The sequence below is a fragment of the Pseudomonas sp. AM8 genome (genome assembly GCF_036346475.1).
Taxonomy (GTDB): Bacteria; Pseudomonadota; Gammaproteobacteria; order Pseudomonadales; family Pseudomonadaceae; genus Aquipseudomonas; species Aquipseudomonas marginalis.
The window spans coordinates 40,527-57,978 of the sequence record NZ_JAOTNX010000015.1 but is presented as its reverse complement, the minus strand read 5'-3'; the positions used below and the strand labels follow the sequence as shown (position 1 = coordinate 57,978).

Here is a 17,452-nt window from a genome sequence, read left to right as displayed (position 1 = left end):
GGACGGCACTTAGGGGAGAGTCCGTTCCATGTCTGTGCAACAACACGGCGGTAAAGGTTTTACACCCAGTCTGATCGCTTTGGCGGTGTGTCTCGCCACCTCGCACGCGGCCTTCGCCGCCGACGCTGAAACGCCGGCAACCACCTTGGAACTGGGTGCGACCCAGATCTCCGGCGAGCAACAACTGGGCGAAACCACCGAGGGTACGCAGTCCTACACCACCGGCGCGATGAAAACCGCGACCAAACTGCCCCTCACCCTGCGTGAAACCCCGCAGGCCGTCACCGTCATCACACGCCAGCGCATGGATGACCAGGGGATGACCAGCATCAACGACGTGGTCAATGCCACGCCTGGGCTATTCCTCAACTATTCCAGCGGCCCGGGCCGGCAGTCCTACACCTCACGCGGTTTCGACATCGACAACCTGATGTACGACGGCATCCCCAGCGGCTACAACGGCGTTTCCGTAGGCGACCAGCCGAACCTGGCGATGTTCGACCGTGTCGAGGTCGTGCGTGGCGCCACCGGCCTGGTGACCGGTGCGGGCAACCCGTCGGCGGCCATCAACCTGGTCCGCAAGCGGCCGCTGGACGAACAGAAAGTCACCCTCACCGGTGCCGCCGGCAGCTGGGACGACTACCGTGGCGAGCTCGACGCCTCCAGCCCGCTCAATGACAGCGGCACCTGGCGCGGCCGGGTGGTCACCTCCTACCGCGACGCCAACAGCTTCATCGACAACGCCGAGTCCTATCACGGCCTGTTCTATGCCGTCACCGAAGCCGACTTGAGCGAAGACACCACCCTCACCCTCGGCTTCTCGAACCAGAAGGACAAGACCAACTACTTCTGGGGCTCGTCGATGATCGGCCAGGACGGCCATCACCTGGACCTGCCGCGCTCCTACAATCCCGGTACCGACTGGGAGAACAAGGACCAGGAAATCAACACGGTCTTCGCCGAACTGCGCCAGCGCCTGGCCAATGACTGGAAGCTTCAGGTCAACGCCAACTACGCCGAACAGAACGCGTTGTTTTCCGGTTCCTACCAGTCGCGCTGGGTCAACAACACCCTGGCGCGCACGGTCTACCAGGCCGCCTACGATGAAAACCAGGCCGGTGTCGACGCCTTTGCCAGCGGCCCGTTCCAGGCATTCGGGCGCACCCATGAACTGGTGGTGGGTGCCAGCCGACGCATCTACGACATGACCACCCACAACTACAGCCCCTACGACACCAACTGGCCCCTCACCGCGGGCAAACCGGACTTCGTCCACACCACGGACGATCGCGAGGTCACCACCCAGGACGGTGTCTACGTGACCACGCGCCTGAGCCTGGCGGACCCCTTGAAGCTGATCCTCGGCGGGCGCCTGGACTGGTATGACTACGATGCCCACGGCAGCAACGACGGCGACTATCACGTCACCCGCAACCTTACCCGCTACGCGGGGCTGATCTACGAGCTGGACGATCACCACTCGGTGTACGTCAGCTACAGCGACATCTTTACGCCGCAGAGTTCCAAGGACACGTCCGGTACCCCGGTCAAGCCGATTGTCGGCAAAAACTACGAGGTCGGCATCAAGGGCGAATACCTGGGTGGCGCGCTGAATGCGAGCGTGGCGCTGTTCCGTGTCGACCAGGAAAACCGCGCCACCCAGGTGACCGTGCAAAACTGCCCACAGACGGAGTGCTATGAGGCCTCCGGAGAGATTCGCAGCCAGGGGATCGACTTCGAACTGCAAGGCGCGCTGACCGAGAACTGGCAGGTCGGCGGTGGCTACACCTACGCGCGTACCCACACCATCAAGGATGAAGCCAACCCGCAGAAGGTCAACAAGCAGTACGACACGGACGTTCCGGAGCACCTGTTCAAGCTGACCACCCGCTACAACTTCCAGGGCCCGCTGGAGAAACTGCGCGTGGGCGGCAACATCTCCTGGCAAAGCCGCCTGTACAACGACGTCAAGCTGGCTGACGGCAGCACCTACCGCCTCCAACAGGACGCCTACGCCGTCACCGACCTGATGGCCGGCTACAAGGTCAACGACCACCTCGACCTGCAGCTCAACGCCAACAACATCTTCGACCGCCGCTATTACTCCACCATCGCCAACTCCGTGAGCTATGGCGGCGACGCCTACGGCACCCCACGCAACATGATGCTGACGGCCAAATACAGCTTCTGATCCACCTGGCGAACGGGGGTCCTGATGTGGGGGCTTGCTCCCTCCCACATTGCCCCCCGGCTTGTCACCACGAATGTGTTCTGCCCCCTCCGGACGCATTCGCGCTTAAAGTCCCCTCCCGCAAAGCCGATAAACTTTTTGGTTTCCCTGCACCCGCAAAGTGCCTGAACGCGGGCCGTAGTGGCACGCCGCATGCTTTGATCCTTGCCAGACCACATGGAGTAAGAGTGAATGCCCGCACGCGCACGTTTCCTGGAGCACTACCGCAAGGCCGACCGCATCATGCTGGCATTGATCTGGCTGATGACGCTGTTCTCCGTCGGGCTTGCGTTCTGGCACGACACCCTGACCCAGGCGATTGTCGTGGGAGGAGGCACCAGCACGGTGCTCACCGCGCTCTACCGCGCCATCGGCGGCACACGGGTGATGCGTTGCGCACTGGGCGCGGGCTTGATGGTCATGGCGGCGCTGCACATCAATCAGGCCCAGGGCGTGATCGAAGCGCACTTCGGGATTTTCGCGCTGCTGGCGGTGCTGACGTTCTATCGAGACTGGCTGCCGATCCTGGTGGCCGCCCTGACGATTGCCGTGCACCACGTGGTGTTCCATGCGTTGCAGCATCAAGGCTTCCCGGTGTTCGTGATGGCACATCACGGCGGTTGGACCATGGTGTTTGTCCACGCCTTCTACGTAGTGATGGAAACCATCGCCCTGCTCTACCTCGCGGTAAACAGCCAGGCCGAGGCGGTGGAAAGCGAGGAGATGCTGGAAAAAATGCTCGCCGTCACCACCCAATTCACCGTGGAAAGCGCCAAAGGTGAAGGCAAGGTGCACGTCTCCCTTGCCAAGCGCTTTGACCATTTCCTGCAACAAATCACCCACCTCATCGACGGCGTCGCCCGCGACTCCCACGGCCTCGGCCAACTCGGCCAGGAACTGGCCCACGCCAGCGGCACCCTGGAAAAAGGTGCTCGCCACCAACTGGCCGAAATCGCGCAAATGACCGACTCCATGCAGCGCATGGAAGACGCCATGGGCCACATTACGGTGCACGTCGAAGAAGCGGTTGAACACGCGGGCGTCGCCAGCCAACAAATCCTGCGTGGCCAGGAAAGCGTCGGTCGCGCCCAACACGAAATCACCCAACTGGCCACACGCTTGGAAGGCACCAACCACACCGTCCAAGGCCTGGCGGTCCAGGCCGAACAAATCGGCTCGGTCCTGGAAGTCATCAGCAGCATCGCCAACCAGACCAACCTCCTCGCCCTCAACGCCGCCATCGAAGCCGCCCGCGCCGGCGAACAAGGCCGCGGCTTCGCCGTCGTCGCCGACGAAGTGCGCAGCCTGGCGCAACGCACCGCCGTCTCCACCCAGGAAATCAAAACCATCATCGAAGGCCTGCAGCAAGGCAGCCGCCAGGCCGTGGAAGCCATGCACGACAGCCGCCAGGGCGTGGAACGGTGTGTAGAGGACAGTCAGCTGGCAGTGGAAATGCTGCGAGCGGTGGGCAATGACATTACCCAGATCGATGCGCTGAATGGGCGGATTGTCTCCACCACACGCGAACAGACCTCGGCGAACCTGGAGATTGTCGGGCGCTTGCAGTCGGTGCAGAGCATTGCGCAGAGCACGGCGGAGGATGTGGAGATGTTGGCCAGGAGCAGCAAGCAGTTGCCGCCGATTGCGGTGCGGTTGGATGCGTTGGGGAGGCGGTTTCACCCGTGATAATTTGGGGCTCGCCATCAGCCGGAAGCCATCACGGGTCTCGTCTTGGCGGCCCGGGCCGCCCCTGGTCCTGAGCGTTCGCTTAGTCTTGCTTGACCAGCTCGACCCTGCGGTTTTCAGCTTTGCCTGCCTCGGTGGCGTTGTCGGCCACCGGGTCAGCCTCGCCAAATCCGGCCGCAGATAACCTCGCCGTGTCGATACCCTTGGCGGTGATGGCGGCCTCGACGGCCTTGGCGCGGCCGTATGACAGTGTCTTGTTGTGCGCGGGATCACCGGTGTGATCGGTGTAGCCGTTAATGGCCAGTTTCAACGATGTATTTTGCTTGAGTAACAACGACACCTGCTCGATCTGTGGCTGTGAACCCGGAAGGATGCGGGTCTGGTCAGTCGCAAAGTTGATGTGCAATGCCACCTTGCCGGTTTTATCTATCTGCGCTTTCAGTTCACTGGCCGGCAACAGGCTGGCCGTTATTTGCAGCGGTTTGGTTTCGGCAATCAGCAGGCCGCCGCCGAACGCGTAGCTGCACAAATGAATCCAGATATCGCGGTCGACGCGATGGATAACAAACACCTGCGCGGCGTTATTCCAAATGTCCCCCAGGCCACTGTTGTATTTGAGCGCGAAGTCCCGCGGCCATTCTTTGATCTTCTGGCCAGGGTCTTCCGGAATCCTGCCATCGAAGATCTTGCTGCCGCCCAACGAGGACACGACGGACTCGAGGTTGCGCTGCAATTCCAGGTCGGAGAACGCCTTGCCCTGCGCGGCGTCGATATGGGCTGACCAGACCTTGCCTTCTACCACTGCCAGGCGATCACCGGTCCAGAAGGGTACCTGATCAAAGTCGGAGACATCGGGCGCGGTGGCGATGACATATCCGTCGGGAAGAGCGATGTAGGGAAAGGCGCCCAACGGCACGTTCGACACCTCAAGGCTCGCGGCATCGAATACAGTGTTGTCTGCTCCCTGCTCGAATGACGAGGCTTGAACGCTAAGCCCCAGGGTGACGATTAAAACTAGGGTAGTCGCTGCTGTTTTTTTCAATAACGTCATGTTCTTCCCGCAAATCCTTAACACCCAGGGTGTGATAGTCGAGCGGATATAGGGTGCTGCTGTCGTGGCTGCTTATAAAACCGGGGCAATCGAGATAACTCAATAGCACAGCTGCCCTATTGCATCGCGCTTTAGCGCTGGATCACAGTTGTTCACGCTCTAACAGGTCTTTTCTACGCTATTCGACGCTGCCGATCGTATTGAACAGGGATGCTTTTTTTGAAACCTATAACCACCAGAAAAATTGAAATGAACGCTGCGCTGGCGATGGCCTTGATCTCGCTGTTAACCACCAGCGCTACCTGGACCGAGGCAGCCGTTGGTGCAACGGCCTCCTCGGCACCGTGTACCAATGAAGCGGATTTCCAGGCCGGCACCGTTGTGGAGTCTGAAAGTCGCGACAACACCTCTGCAGTAACCAATCGAAGTAAAACCGAAACGCTGGGCCATGAAGACTTCGCCGGGGCCAACCCGGTGGCGTCGTTACACACCACGTTCATAAGCAATTCGCCGGTGTATTTAACGACCACCTTTGCGCAAATCAAGGACGGCCAGTTGATTCGCTATGGTGATCGACACGGTGCCGGGCCTTCGTTGACCACGACCCTTTACACCCCTCCTCCCACCACGCCGCTGGATTTACAACCCGGGCAGACAGTCGCCGTCAGTTACAAGAACCAGGTCGTCAGCGGCGGCACCACGCTTGAGTTTGGGGTATCAGAAAAGCTGACCTACAACGGCCGCGAGACGATCAAGACAGCACTCGGGACGTTCGAGACCTGTCGCTTCACCAATGAAATTTCCACTGGATCAACGTCCGGTCAGCAACCGACCCAGAAGGTCGTGGTGCAGAATTGGTTTGCTGCCGAAGGGCCCTACCGTGGGCAATCAATCAGGTCGGCCAGCCTCTCCGGAACCAATGGAGGACAGGAGCGGCTCGTTGAAGTGGTCAAGATGCGATATGAGACGCGAGCCAACTAGGTAGCTTTATGCCCAGGCGATGAGAAGGAGGATAGCACTGCCCTTCCTGGCAACGGGTTCAAGCACGCTGTTTGTGCCGCAATTGCATCGAGCAAAATGTACTTAATTGCTTAATGGCCTTTAGTAACTAGCACAGGTGTACTAGTTCAGCTGTTCTATATCATAAGTTGTATGAGTCGGACATGATCAAAGCGTGTTTTCATTGATCTGGACGGGTTGTGCTTGCTGATATGAGTTGCCGAATTGTGGTGGCGGACGAACACCCACTTTATCGAGAGGGCATGACAGGGCTACTGGAGTGCTTAATACCTGAAGCAACGATAAAACAGGCAGGAAACCTGGAGGAAGTCTGGGTTCTCCTGGAACGCTGGCAACCTGTCGCCATGCTGTTTATCGAAGTATATTTGCCAGGGCTTTGCTCCTTGAAAGAGCTTGCGAAACTGTGCGGGGAAAGAGGCACTACTGCAGTCGTTGTTGTTTCGACAGTCGATGACAGCGTGGTCATTACGCGAGTGATGGAGGCCGGCGCCAATGGCTTTATTGGCAAGAACATTTCAGCCGAAGAGGTACGTAACGCCATCAATGATATTCGGAATGGCCAAGTAGTGGTCAAATACGAACCGGCCGAATCACCATCATTTGAAAGTGATCATGCGATGGGCAAACTGACGTCGCGGCAGCGGGAAGTCTGGCATTTGATCGCACAAGGTAAAACCAACAAGGAAATTGCCGCTGAACTGGAAATCTCTCCCTATACCGTGCGTATTCACGTGTCTTCGCTGATACGTGCCTTGAACGTACCCAATAGAGCAGTAGCCGCCGCGCGTTTCGCGGGGCGCTACACCTGCTAGTCCCTTGATGGATCTACGGGTAACTCGCACCGCACTTCATTGACTTGACCTGCTCAAGCAACACGTTACGCAGTTCCGGCGGTCGCACCGGTTTGGCCAGTACCGAGATATTGAATGCGTGCAGTGATTGACGGATGCGCTCGATTTCGTGCCCGGTGATGACCAATGCCGGTATCTCTTGACCCCGGAACTCGCGTATTGCCGCGATACATTCGGACCCCGAGACCTTTGTGCCCAGGTCGAAGTCGGCAATGATGATGTCGCAATCGCTGGCCAGGGTATCCGCATCACTGTGGGTCTCGACGACGCAGCCCCATTTCTCCAGCAGGGCCTTGGTGGCCAGCAACACATTGGCGTCGTCTTCAATCAGGCATATCCGTAGTCCGTTCAGGCGCTCATGGGTGCTTTTCATCCGAGGCGCGATGACCTTTGGGGCGGCGTGTTTCAACCCGCTGATTGCCACCTGGGTGCCGCGCCCGGGCGTGGAGCGAATATGTACATCGACATTGAGCAATTGGCTGATGCGCTTGACGATGGACAAGCCCAATCCCAGGCCCTCGACATCCTTGTCGCGTGCGTGGCGCACCCGGTAAAACTCTTTGAACACGTCCGGTAAATGTTCGGCGGCGATACCGCAGCCCTTATCGTAAACCACCACGGCCAAGCCTTTTGCCTGGCGTCTGACACCGATCAGCACGGGCTCTCCCGATGCGTACTTGATCGCATTGGACACCAGGTTCTGCACCATGGTGGTCAACAGCCCCCCATTGACATTAACCCAGTGCTCGCAAGGGCGCAGGCGCAGTTAAACCCCGGCCCAGCGCGCGGCCTCGGTGTTCTGTTTGACGACGTCCCGCAGCAGCGCGCCCAGGTTCACCGGTTCCGCTTGCGGCTCCAGCTTTCCGTTGTCGAGGGTGTAGATATCCAAAATCGAACGGAACAGTTGAGAGACGGTATGCAGCGAGCGGTCGATGTTGTCCACCAGGCGCAGTTCTTCGCCGCCCAGATTCGCGTCCCGCAGGCACGCGGTGACCAGGCCGATGGAGTGGATGGGCTGGCGCAGGTCGTGGCTGGCCTGGGCGAGAAAGCGTGATTTCTCCTGATTGGCGGCGATTGCCTCTTCCGATGCGATACGCGTGCGCTTGAGCAGAATGTGTGCATAGGTCGGCACGACGATGGTGGTCACGATCAGCATCAGGAACATGTAGGGCTGCGCGCGCCAGAAGGGGTTGAACAAGAAAATAACGATAAGGGTAGACAACGCGATCACGGTTGCCAGGGCCAGATAGTGTGAGCCGAAACGCATGCCATTACCCAGGGTCACCCAGAGCAGCGCGGCATAGATAGGCAATGCACCTTCGCCTCCCAGCACCATGGCGAAAGCGATACCGGTGTAGTCATGGAGCATGGAGAGCAAGCGCCGCCAAAAAAAGTGTCCTGGCCAGCGCTTGATCGCCATGCGCAGGAATATCGACACCACGATGAAGGTCGAGATATACACGATGATGGGCGTGTAGGCTGCGGTATCGCTGGGGCGCAGCCCGCTCAGTACGATGATGTACAGCAGCGCGCAGGCGCTGACGGTCAGGCGCAACGTGGCCTGATTGAGTTCGCTGTTCTTTTCCACGCGTTCAACCTCATGGACCATGGGGGATGCATCGCTGGATGCCGCCCCCTTGAGAACAATAAGGCGTAGGTTGGCGTGTTAAGGCATCAAACGACACGGCGTGTCGTATCAGAAGCGGAACGTGTCAGTAAAGCCTGTAGTAATCCACCACGTCATCCACGAAGTAAATTATCAACTTCGTTCCCTGGGTCTGGCTTTGAGCTTTTTTCGTGCCCGTCACACTGCCGACATCATTGGCGACACCCTGTGCCTTGGACACTTGCGACGAGGCGTCGTACATCTTCAGGCTTGTCTCGGTCGAGACATATTTGTGGGCCAGGGTCATGTACTTTTCCAGACCCTCCTGGTTTTTATCATAGGTCCAGTTGGATCCGTTGCTTCTGCTCGTTGAATCAAGTTGCTCTTCGGCTGGAGCGCCGAACAATTGCGTCACCTGAGTCTTGGTAGTTTTTCCCGGGATGATGGTTTTCTTCAGGTAAGCAACATCGTACTTTTGTGCTCCAGGATTTAAGGAATTCATCAAATCCCCAGTGTTAGCACAGCCTCCCAGGCCTGCGGTCAGTAAGCACAGCGTGAATCCGATTCCAAGTAGTTTTCCATATTTCAAGCACATAGACTTACCTTAAGTTGTGATTAATACCATTCCATTTCGACCGGATGCACGGTGAAGTTGACACAACGTAGTGCAACTAATCGAGCCTTTGGATTCACAGGCGGGCAAACACACTGGGACACTTCAGCGCTGAAGTTAAAGTGCATTCCGGTGTGCGCTCTGGCTCAAAGCCTTTAAGACTTTTTCGAGCGTGTACAGCTTATGAGGGCACGTGAGCTGACGCCATAGTACAAGTGTGCTATAGGCGGCCAACAGGGACTTGTCTAGCATAGCCAGATGGACATTAATGGCTTGAATCAATGTAATAAATTACTCGCCAGTTGATGTAATGCCCGATTATTGAAGCCGCATGAATGGAGTCGAAATATGAAATCATGGATCACCGTCTTATCCATTCTGATGCTGTCCGGGTGTGCGGGTTCTCCCTTGAGTAATCTGGTCATGAACCAGCGTTATCAAACGACATCGGACATTACTGCTTCATGGGTAGGTGCATCCGAAGATGAGTTGGTGACGTCATGGGGAGCGCCAAAAAACAGCCATGGCCTCAGTGATGGCAACTCGAAAATCATCGGCTACGACTACGTATGGCTTACAAACGGCAGCCATTCGATGGAATGGGGTTATGTGCCTGATTACGCCCGTTGCGAACAGCGGTTCATGATTGAAAAGGGCGTGGTGACCCGCTGGTATTCATCTGGCGACTGTCCAAAAAGGCCTAAAGGCGCCAAGTTGATCCCCGGTAACACCCCCGTGCCCCAACCCACGCTCTAATGGTCATTGCACCGTCTTGATTCAAGTATCGAGCTTGCCCGGCCACCCACTGGCACCGGGAAAGTTACTGAATTGAGCCGCCGCCGCCGCACGGGTGGGCACACCCAGGGATTTAAGCAGAGTGGAAACATGGATGCGTACGGTGAACGGGGAGATCCCCAGTTGCTTGGCTATTTCCTTATTGGTCTTGCCCGCTGCAACCAGGCCGAGCACTTGCCGCTGGCGGGCGGTGAGTGAGGCAAGGCTTGGGTCCAGCAGGGGATTTTCGGGGTTGTACTTCACCACGACCTCCCCTTCCCGAATCGCCAGGATGGCTTCGGCAATGCCTGCCGGATCAACGTTTTTGCCGATAAAGCCATCAGCACCTTGGGCGATGACCTGGGAAATAACGTCCAGGTCATCGACCATCGACACCACAATGATCGAGGTGCGCTTGAACTCGTTGCGCAGCTGGCCTATGACCTGCATAGACGTGATACCGGGAAAGCGCAGGTCCAGAATCAACGAATCAACTTCTGCGCCCGCACGCGCCAGCGCCAGTACTTCATCCAGATTGCCCGCCTGCTCTATCATCGCTGTCGGCATAAGCCGTTCTATGGTTCTCAGCATACCTTCGCGAAACAGAGGATGGTCATCTGCCACTATGATTCTGTGCGTCATGTCAAGGTCCATCTCACCTCAGGTCCGGCGCATCGTAACGCAAACTGTAACGCCAGGTTTCAACTTTTAAGCGACTTCTTACCCTGGAGAATCGCAATGAACATGACGGAAAAGAACAGTGAACTGGACCAGGCCACGTTGCGGTTGACGGTCAGCACCTGTGCTTCGCTGTACATCTTTGTGGTGGCCCTCCTTCCTTCAAGTGACTTCGCCACCTATGTACCGATCATGTGGTACATGGCGTTTTTCATCAGTGTGGCAGTCCCCCTGCGCATGGCGATCAAGCGCTGGCCAGGGCACTTTTTCTGGCGCCGATTGTTCGCCATGGCCCATGACTATACCGGCATCGCTTTCGCCATGATCGTGGGTGGAGAAGGCGCGTTGCCGGTTTATGCAGCGTTGCTCTGGGTCACATTGGGCAATGGCATGCGCTTTGGCTCGCGCTACTTGACCGCCGCGACACTCATCGCGCTGAGCATGCTGGTCATGATCTTCATGCTTACCCCCTTCTGGCGCGCGCAGCCCTACATGTTCCTGATGCTGATCGTGACCACCATCGTCGTGCCGGCCTATGCGCACATTCTGCTCAAGCGCACGCGTATCGCATCGGAAGAGGCAATCGCCGCCAATCAGGAGAAATCACGCTTTCTCGCCCAGGCCAGCCACGACCTGCGCCAGCCCATCCACTCCATCGGCCTGTTCACCGCGTGCCTGCGTGACGCGAATCTGGGCGGCGAAGAACTGCGGCTGGTGGACAATATCGACCGCTCGCTGCATACCGTCTCTCAATTGTTCCGTTCGATCCTGGATATCTACACCCTCGACAACGGAAAGCTGGAGCCGCAAGCGGAGCCGGTGAACCTGGGCGCGCTGCTGCGGGACGTCGTCAAACAGAACACCGAGGCCGCGCGCTGGGCCGGGGTTCAACTGCGCCTGCGCCCTTGCGAGCACTGGGTGAATGTCAATGCGGGGCTGTTGACCACCATGGTGCAGAACCTGGTGTCAAATACACTCAAATACGCGTCCGGCCAACCGGTCTTGATCGGTGTGCGTCCCAGAGGCAAGGGCTTGGCCATTGTTATCTACGACAAGGGACGCGGCATCGCCGCTGAACATCTGCCGGACGTATTCAAGGAGTTTTACCGGGTGCGCCACGCACGCGACAAGGATGTCGAGGGCCTGGGGTTGGGCTTGTCCATCGTCAAACGCATCAGCCAGTTGCTCAATCTGGATATCCAGTTGGACTCCCGACTCGGCCAAGGCACCCGTGCCACTATCCAACGCCTGGAAAGCGTCGCGCCGGGCACCGAGACGCAACGGCCAGCGCCCACGCAAAGCCGTCTGCAGGGTCTGCTGGTATGCCTGGTGGAAGACGATTCCAACGTACTGATGGCGACCTCGGCCTTGCTGGAAAAATGGGGATGCGAGGTAGAAAGTCATAGCGATGGACTGAACGTGACCACGGAATGCGACATCATCATTGCCGACTTCGACCTGGGCCCTAGGATTTCAGGCGCCGAGTGTATCGCCGCGATTCGCGAACAGCGTGGCTGGGAAGTACCGGCCATGATCATGACCGGCCATGAAATCGAGCGTATCCGCAGCACATTGATCCACATGAATATCTCCATCCTGTCCAAGCCCGTGCGTCCGCCTGAATTGCGAACGACCTTGCTCGAACTGACCAAGCATTTCGCCAGGGAAATGGGTTAGCTGGAGGATGTCCATGCCCGGATATATCGAAGAACGTCCGTCCGACCACCGCAACAGAATCGCCCAGCAGCGGTCACTCAGCTGTTCAGCGACATCGGCTTGTCTCCACCCGGAGGCAATCCAAACACCTTGCGCACCCCATTGAGAAACGCCCCATAAGGCCGGCCCAGAACCAGCATCATCAATGCTGCACCGAGCGTGCCGCGCACCAGCCCACTTCCCGATGCACCACTGAAGGCAATGATCGCTGCATAGATAGGAACCTGGAAACTGACGAGGGCGAGACTGTCCCATAGCAATCTGGAAACCCGACCCTGACTGGCGCGCGTCATCACCCAATCCCGCCATAGACCGTAAGGTCTCGCGACCGGCACCATCAGCACTGCGCCCAGAAGGCGCGCATGAAGGACCTGATCCCACGCCATGCCGGCAATGAAACGTTCATTGATGATGCCGGTGATTGTGAAAAACACGATCAGCGCTGTTGTGTCTGCAAAAAACGCAGTCCGGCCCATTGACTGTCGCGAGCGTTGAAGCACATCACATCTCCTGTCCTGGCTTGGACAAACAAAGCGCTGGACCTTGATTCACGCACGGCGCCAGCTCAGCCAACAGTGCCAACCTTCAGCCCGGTTACTCGGCCCACCATGATTCAGCTATTCGGCGGCGCATCTTCCCGATGTGACAGCGGCTGCACCGCCAGGTGCGGGGATTCGCCGAAGAACTCGATCAGCAGTTCGGTGAGCACGCGTATTTTCCGGGCGGGATGCGGACCCGGCGGGCGGAGGATGTAGGCCCCGGCCGGTGGTGGTGGATGGTTTGTCATGATCGGTACCAGTGCGCCGGATGCCACGTGTTCATGGGTGAGGCAGTCAGGCAGGTAGGCGACGCCGAGGCCAGCGATCGCGGCGGCAACAAGGGCGATGCCGTTGTCGGCCTTGAAGCGTCCTTGTGGACGAACCGTGATGATCTTGTCGCCGTCCATGAACTGCCAGGCTTCAGTGCCTTGCAGAAGCGCCTGATGGTCGACCAGGTCGTCCGGCGTCGCGGGGGCACCGTGCGCCTTGATGTAATCCGTGCTCGCGACGAGCTTGGTATAGACCGGGCCAATGCGCCTTGCGATCAGGTTGGAGTCCTTCAGATACCCCACGCGAATGGCGCAATCGTAGCCCTCGGTGATGAGGTCAACGAAGCGATCGCTGTAGCAAGTCTGCATATGCAACTGAGGGTGACGGCGTGCCATTTCCGCCAGCACCGGTGCGAAATGAGTCGGGCCAAACGACAGCGGGACGGCCACGCGCAGGCGGCCGCGAAGAGCGCCGGCAGGCAGGATCGTTTCCTTGGCGATGTCGATCTCGGTGCAGACTCTGGCGGCGTAGTCCCTGAATGTCGCGCCGGACTCAGTGAGTGCCGCGCCGCGAGTGGAGCGTGCCAGCAGTTGCACGCCGAGTTCGCTTTCAAGCCGAGCCAGGCGACGACTGACGATCGACTTCGATACGCCAAGACGCACTGCTGCCTGCGAAATGCCCCCGGCATCAGCCACCTCCACGAAGGTCTGTAGTTCTTCGATATCCATGCTTGCGTTCCCCGTCATGCGACACAGCACATCGCAGGATGCTACTACTGTGTCGAACATGGGAACAGCACAATGGATTTTCCAGGCACAGCATCCTCTACCCGTGTCCTGGAATCCATTACCCGCACGGGCTCAGGCCTTTTTACCAACGTGCACCCATAAAAAGGATTTGCCCATGGCAAGCGAGACTCTGCGCAACCCCCATACCGACCCACTACTGACCCCGGAAAACTCAGCGTTGATCATCATCGATTATCAGCCTGTTCAGGTTTCCTCGATCCGCTCGATGCCGCGTGACGAACTCGTCTTCAACATCACCAGCGTCGCCAGGGCGGCGGTCAACTACAACCTTCCGATCATCCATTCGACCGTCAATGTAGCGACCGGTCGCAACAAACCGCCGATCCAGGAACTGCAAGAGGTACTCGGCCACCTGCCGACCTATGACCGCACCTCGATCAACAGTTGGGAGGACATGGAATTCAAACAGGCGGTCAAGGCGCTTGGGCGTAGGAAACTCATCATGACGGCGCTCTGGACCGAGGCCTGCCTGACATTCCCGGTGCTCGACGCTATCCAGGAAGGCTATGAAGTGTATGTGCCGGTCGACGCGGTTGGCGGCACATCGCTCGCCGCACACGAGGCGGCGCTACGCAGAATGGAGCAGGCGGGCGCGAAGCTCATCAGTCGCGTGCAGATGTATTGCGAGCTGCAGCGCGACTGGGCGCGAGAAGTGACCGTGCCGGGCTTTATGGGCGTGTTCGAGAACTTCGACGGGTTCAACGCTGAAAAGGCTCTGGAGGAAGCGGGCAAGAAAACCTGATCAAAGGGCAGTTGATGATTGCGTGATGGCCCTGGCCTGATGTGGCGATCATCGGTCAACGCTTGCGTGCCCAGGTTTCAGCCGCAGAAGAAGCGCCAGCAAGTTAAATCAAATCAACTGAACCCGCGCTGGCATCATTGCGATCCAGCGCGTCAGCATCAGGGCCGCCTGGCAGTTCATTACCGCTTCACACACACAAACAACGCATTGCCGGTCACGCCCGCCCAGGGCGTGATCCGCTCATAGTCATGCTCGAACACCTGCACCTCAAAATACGGCTGTAACAGCCCCTGCAACTCCGTGAAACTCAGCGCCACCATGGTGTGCTCATCCTGCCAGGCCTGGGTCACCCCCGCCGTGGTCTTCTCGATACTCAGGCGCAGTGCCTGCTGCTCCCCTTCTCCGCGGTAATGCCAGCCGGAACCGAAGGTGAAATGACTGCCTTCAAACTCCACGCTATGGCGTACCAGCAAGCGGTTGTCGATATGCAGTTTGTCCACCGCGTTGAAGCAGAACACGCCGTTGTCGGCGAGTGCGCCGTGCACGCTGGCGAGGCAGGCACGCAGTTGGGCCAGCCCGGGGTTGTAGTGAGTCGAGTACAGGAAGCAGGTGATCAGGTCTTGCGGTTCGTCCACCTGGAAACCGGCCATGTCCTGGCGGCTGAACCCTGCCTCGGGGCAACGCAGTTGGGCGAGGTCCAGCATCGGTTGGCTGATGTCCAGGCCGGTGCTGCGGTAGCCGAAGTCGAGGAAGTGGCGCACATGGGGCCCGGTGCCACAGGCAAGGTCCAGATGGCGGCGCCCGTCATTGCCGAACAACTGGTGCAGCCGGCGCACGCTGTGGCTCTGCGCGCGGTAGTCGATGTCGGCGCACATCAGGTCGTAGTAGATGGACAGGTCGGTGTACAGCGCGTTGGAGAACATAAGTGGCCAGAGGGTTCGGCGGGAATTTCGCGCCGGCATGGTAACCCAGTCCCGGGTGTAAACCGCTACACTCGCCCCTCAACCATCCGCCAAGGAGGCAACCATGAGCGTTCGCGGTCCAGACCGACAGATCGACAATATCGAGTTCAACGTGGGCGATATCGCCCGCAGCAAAGCCTTCTACGGCGCAGTGTTCGGCTGGGCATTCGTCGACTACGGCCCCACCTACACCGAGTTCAGCGATGGCAGGCTGACCGGCGGGTTCACTACCGCAGAGCCCGTTCGACCGGGTGGCCCGCTGGTGATCCTGTACGCGGATGATCTTGAAGCCACGCAGCAGCGGCTCAAATCCGTCGGCGCCGTGATCAGCCGCGAGACCTTTTCGTTCCCCGGTGGCAGCAGGTTTCACTTCATTGACCCGGATGGTTATGAGCTGGCGGTGTGGACCGCTCAGCTGTAGCCGGCCGCAACACCGGGCGTGGAAGCGCAGTCGCGCTCCCACAGGCTGGCGAGCGCCGCTACTGCAACGGCACATAAATATCGGTCTGCCATTGATCCTGCGGTGTTTCGGGGAAAATGCTCAGGTATTCGAAAAACAACGGCTGGTCCCGAAGCTCCTCGCCGCTGCCAGGCAGCCAGTCGCGGTAGATCGGATAGATCGACTCTGCGATGTGATCCGGCGAACCCACGTGACGCACCACCACACAGCGCCCGCCGGGGATGACGCGTTCAGTGACGCCGAACTCATTCGCGGCCAGCGCCTGGTGAATCTCGCCGCAAATGGCAAACCGGAACTCATCGGCCGGGGTCGTATCAGGATTGTCGAAGGGAATACCGAAGCTGCGACTTGAAGCCACCGGCGACTGCCCGCTGTGCATGCGCCACGCAATGAATGTCTGCACGCTTTCATTCACGCGCCCTGGGGCGCCGCGGTGCTCGAATGCGGCCACCTTGACCGCAGGAAACTCCACAATTCGTACCTGCATGATGATGCTCCTGGAAAAGTAAGGGACGCTGAATACCGCGCGCCAGAGCTGCCAATCCGGTCGTTTCCGGAATGCGCTCGGCGCCATGCCGAACGCTCGCCTGAACGCCCTGGCAAAGGCTTCAGGACTTTCGAAGCCGGCCCCCAGCGCCGCCTCCAGCACCGAATAATCAGCGCGGGAAGACAAGTCATGTGCCGCGCGGCGCAGGCGCATCAGTTGCACATAGCGCGCAACCGGCATGCCCACGAACGCGGTGAATTGCCGATGGAAGTGAAACACCGAAAAATGCGCCACCCCGCTCAGCGTCTTCACCGACAAGTCACCTTCAAGATTCGCGTCGATATAGGCGAGTACGGCGTCGAAACGCTGTGTGTAGGCGGCGTTGCCTGGCAAGTCAGACACGGGTTGCAAGCTCCGGGATAGGCGTTGGAATAGGATCGACTATACCGACAGCCTGCGCCTAGCCGTGCTTGCTGAGGTGGATATGCCAGCACGGATTACAAAGGAAGCCTGGCGATCACCTTGATCTCGAACTGGTACCCATACAGCCAGGTAACCCCCACGCCAGTCAGCGTCGGGTGCGGCGCTTCGCCCCAGAACTCCGGCACCACCTTCCAGATCGTCTCGAACCTGGATTCGGGATCGACGATAAACACCGTCACATCGATCACATCGTCAAAGGTGCAGCCGGCAGACCCCAGGATCGCATTCAGGTTGTTGAACGCCAGACGGACCTGATCCTCCAGATCGGGCTCGGGCGAGCCGTCTGCATGGCTGCCGACCTGCCCCGACACGAATAAAAAGCCATTGGACTTAATGGCCGGTGAATAGCGATTGCGCTCATACAGCGCCTGGCGTCCAGGCGGAAAAACCACATTACGCTGCGTCATGGAAGCCTCCATCAAAGGGTCGAGATTGACCCGCAATTAACGATAGGCAGACTCTAGGGGCTTGTGCC

At 58.7% G+C, this 17,452-nt stretch carries 16 protein-coding genes and 1 pseudogene; 8 read left to right on the top strand and 9 right to left on the bottom strand.

All coding sequences use genetic code 11. From position 1 onward, the window contains the following. Nucleotides 1-28: 28 nt before the first annotated feature. Both V3W40_RS29130 and V3W40_RS29125 read left to right on the top strand, forming a co-directional pair. A complete protein-coding gene (locus V3W40_RS29130; protein ID WP_330216156.1) occupies nt 29-2,191 on the top strand; it encodes a TonB-dependent siderophore receptor in 2,163 nt (720 codons plus the stop codon). Nucleotides 2,192-2,422: 231 nt separating this feature from the next. Then, nucleotides 2,423-3,916 (top strand): methyl-accepting chemotaxis protein, encoded by a 1,494-nt coding sequence (locus tag V3W40_RS29125; protein ID WP_065925211.1) that lies wholly within the window; start codon nt 2,423-2,425, stop codon nt 3,914-3,916. Between the two features lie 82 nt (nt 3,917-3,998). On the opposite strand, the gene V3W40_RS29120 is transcribed toward V3W40_RS29125, so the two are convergent. Next, a complete protein-coding gene (locus V3W40_RS29120) occupies nt 3,999-4,967 on the bottom strand; it encodes an OmpA family protein (RefSeq protein ID WP_330216155.1) in 969 nt (322 codons plus the stop codon). 267 nt (nt 4,968-5,234) lie between these two features. Between V3W40_RS29120 and V3W40_RS29115 the strand changes: the two genes are divergently transcribed. After that, nucleotides 5,235-5,948 carry a hypothetical protein gene (locus V3W40_RS29115; RefSeq protein WP_442962873.1) on the top strand — a complete coding sequence of 238 codons (714 nt, stop codon included), beginning with the start codon at nt 5,235-5,237 and terminating at the stop codon, nt 5,946-5,948. 230 nt (nt 5,949-6,178) lie between these two features. Beyond that, entirely contained in the window at nt 6,179-6,799 is a 621-nt protein-coding gene (locus V3W40_RS29110) for a LuxR C-terminal-related transcriptional regulator (protein WP_074846917.1), read from the top strand. Between the two features lie 13 nt (nt 6,800-6,812). On the opposite strand, the pseudogene V3W40_RS29105 reads toward V3W40_RS29110, so the two are convergent. After that, a pseudogene (locus V3W40_RS29105) lies at nt 6,813-8,447 on the bottom strand (ATP-binding response regulator). A 103-nt stretch (nt 8,448-8,550) separates the two neighbouring features. Next, nucleotides 8,551-8,946: a hypothetical protein gene (locus tag V3W40_RS29100; protein WP_092485590.1), complete on the bottom strand. Its 396-nt coding sequence runs from the start codon at nt 8,944-8,946 to the stop codon at nt 8,551-8,553. A gap of 459 nt (nt 8,947-9,405) precedes the next feature. Between V3W40_RS29100 and V3W40_RS29095 the strand changes: the two genes are divergently transcribed. Further along, entirely contained in the window at nt 9,406-9,813 is a 408-nt protein-coding gene (locus tag V3W40_RS29095; protein WP_027608114.1) for a hypothetical protein, read from the top strand. Nucleotides 9,814-9,834: 21 nt separating this feature from the next. Here V3W40_RS29095 and V3W40_RS29090 read toward each other — a convergent pair whose 3' ends face one another. Next, the gene (locus V3W40_RS29090; RefSeq protein WP_330216153.1) at nt 9,835-10,473 is read right to left on the bottom strand and encodes a response regulator transcription factor; all 639 of its coding nucleotides are present in this window, start codon (nt 10,471-10,473) and stop codon (nt 9,835-9,837) included. A 96-nt stretch (nt 10,474-10,569) separates the two neighbouring features. On the opposite strand from V3W40_RS29090, the gene V3W40_RS29085 reads away from it, so the two are divergent. Next, nucleotides 10,570-12,186: an ATP-binding response regulator gene (locus V3W40_RS29085; RefSeq protein WP_442962872.1), complete on the top strand. Its 1,617-nt coding sequence runs from the start codon at nt 10,570-10,572 to the stop codon at nt 12,184-12,186. 77 nt (nt 12,187-12,263) lie between these two features. Here V3W40_RS29085 and alaE read toward each other — a convergent pair whose 3' ends face one another. After that, complete coding sequence (alaE, locus tag V3W40_RS29080; RefSeq protein WP_092484909.1) at nt 12,264-12,725, bottom strand: L-alanine exporter AlaE; 462 nt, start codon at nt 12,723-12,725, stop codon at nt 12,264-12,266. Between the two features lie 113 nt (nt 12,726-12,838). Next, the gene (locus V3W40_RS29075) at nt 12,839-13,762 is read right to left on the bottom strand and encodes a LysR family transcriptional regulator (RefSeq protein WP_065941712.1); all 924 of its coding nucleotides are present in this window, start codon (nt 13,760-13,762) and stop codon (nt 12,839-12,841) included. A gap of 175 nt (nt 13,763-13,937) precedes the next feature. Here V3W40_RS29075 and V3W40_RS29070 point away from each other — a divergent pair, with 175 nt between their 5' ends. Further along, nucleotides 13,938-14,585: a hydrolase gene (locus V3W40_RS29070; RefSeq protein WP_065941713.1), complete on the top strand. Its 648-nt coding sequence runs from the start codon at nt 13,938-13,940 to the stop codon at nt 14,583-14,585. A 179-nt stretch (nt 14,586-14,764) separates the two neighbouring features. Here the strand turns inward: V3W40_RS29070 and V3W40_RS29065 are convergent, their stop codons facing one another. Further along, nucleotides 14,765-15,508, bottom strand: coding sequence for a class I SAM-dependent DNA methyltransferase (locus V3W40_RS29065; RefSeq protein ID WP_330216198.1), 744 nt, complete (start codon nt 15,506-15,508; stop codon nt 14,765-14,767). A gap of 103 nt (nt 15,509-15,611) precedes the next feature. On the opposite strand from V3W40_RS29065, the gene V3W40_RS29060 reads away from it, so the two are divergent. After that, nucleotides 15,612-15,968 (top strand): VOC family protein, encoded by a 357-nt coding sequence (locus V3W40_RS29060; protein WP_330216152.1) that lies wholly within the window; start codon nt 15,612-15,614, stop codon nt 15,966-15,968. A 58-nt stretch (nt 15,969-16,026) separates the two neighbouring features. Here the strand turns inward: V3W40_RS29060 and V3W40_RS29055 are convergent, their stop codons facing one another. Next, nucleotides 16,027-16,896 carry an AraC family transcriptional regulator gene (locus tag V3W40_RS29055; RefSeq protein ID WP_065925202.1) on the bottom strand — a complete coding sequence of 290 codons (870 nt, stop codon included), beginning with the start codon at nt 16,894-16,896 and terminating at the stop codon, nt 16,027-16,029. A 95-nt stretch (nt 16,897-16,991) separates the two neighbouring features. Then, nucleotides 16,992-17,384, bottom strand: a complete 393-nt coding sequence (locus tag V3W40_RS29050; RefSeq protein ID WP_065941717.1) for a RidA family protein — start codon at nt 17,382-17,384, stop codon at nt 16,992-16,994. Nucleotides 17,385-17,452: the final 68 nt, after the last annotated feature.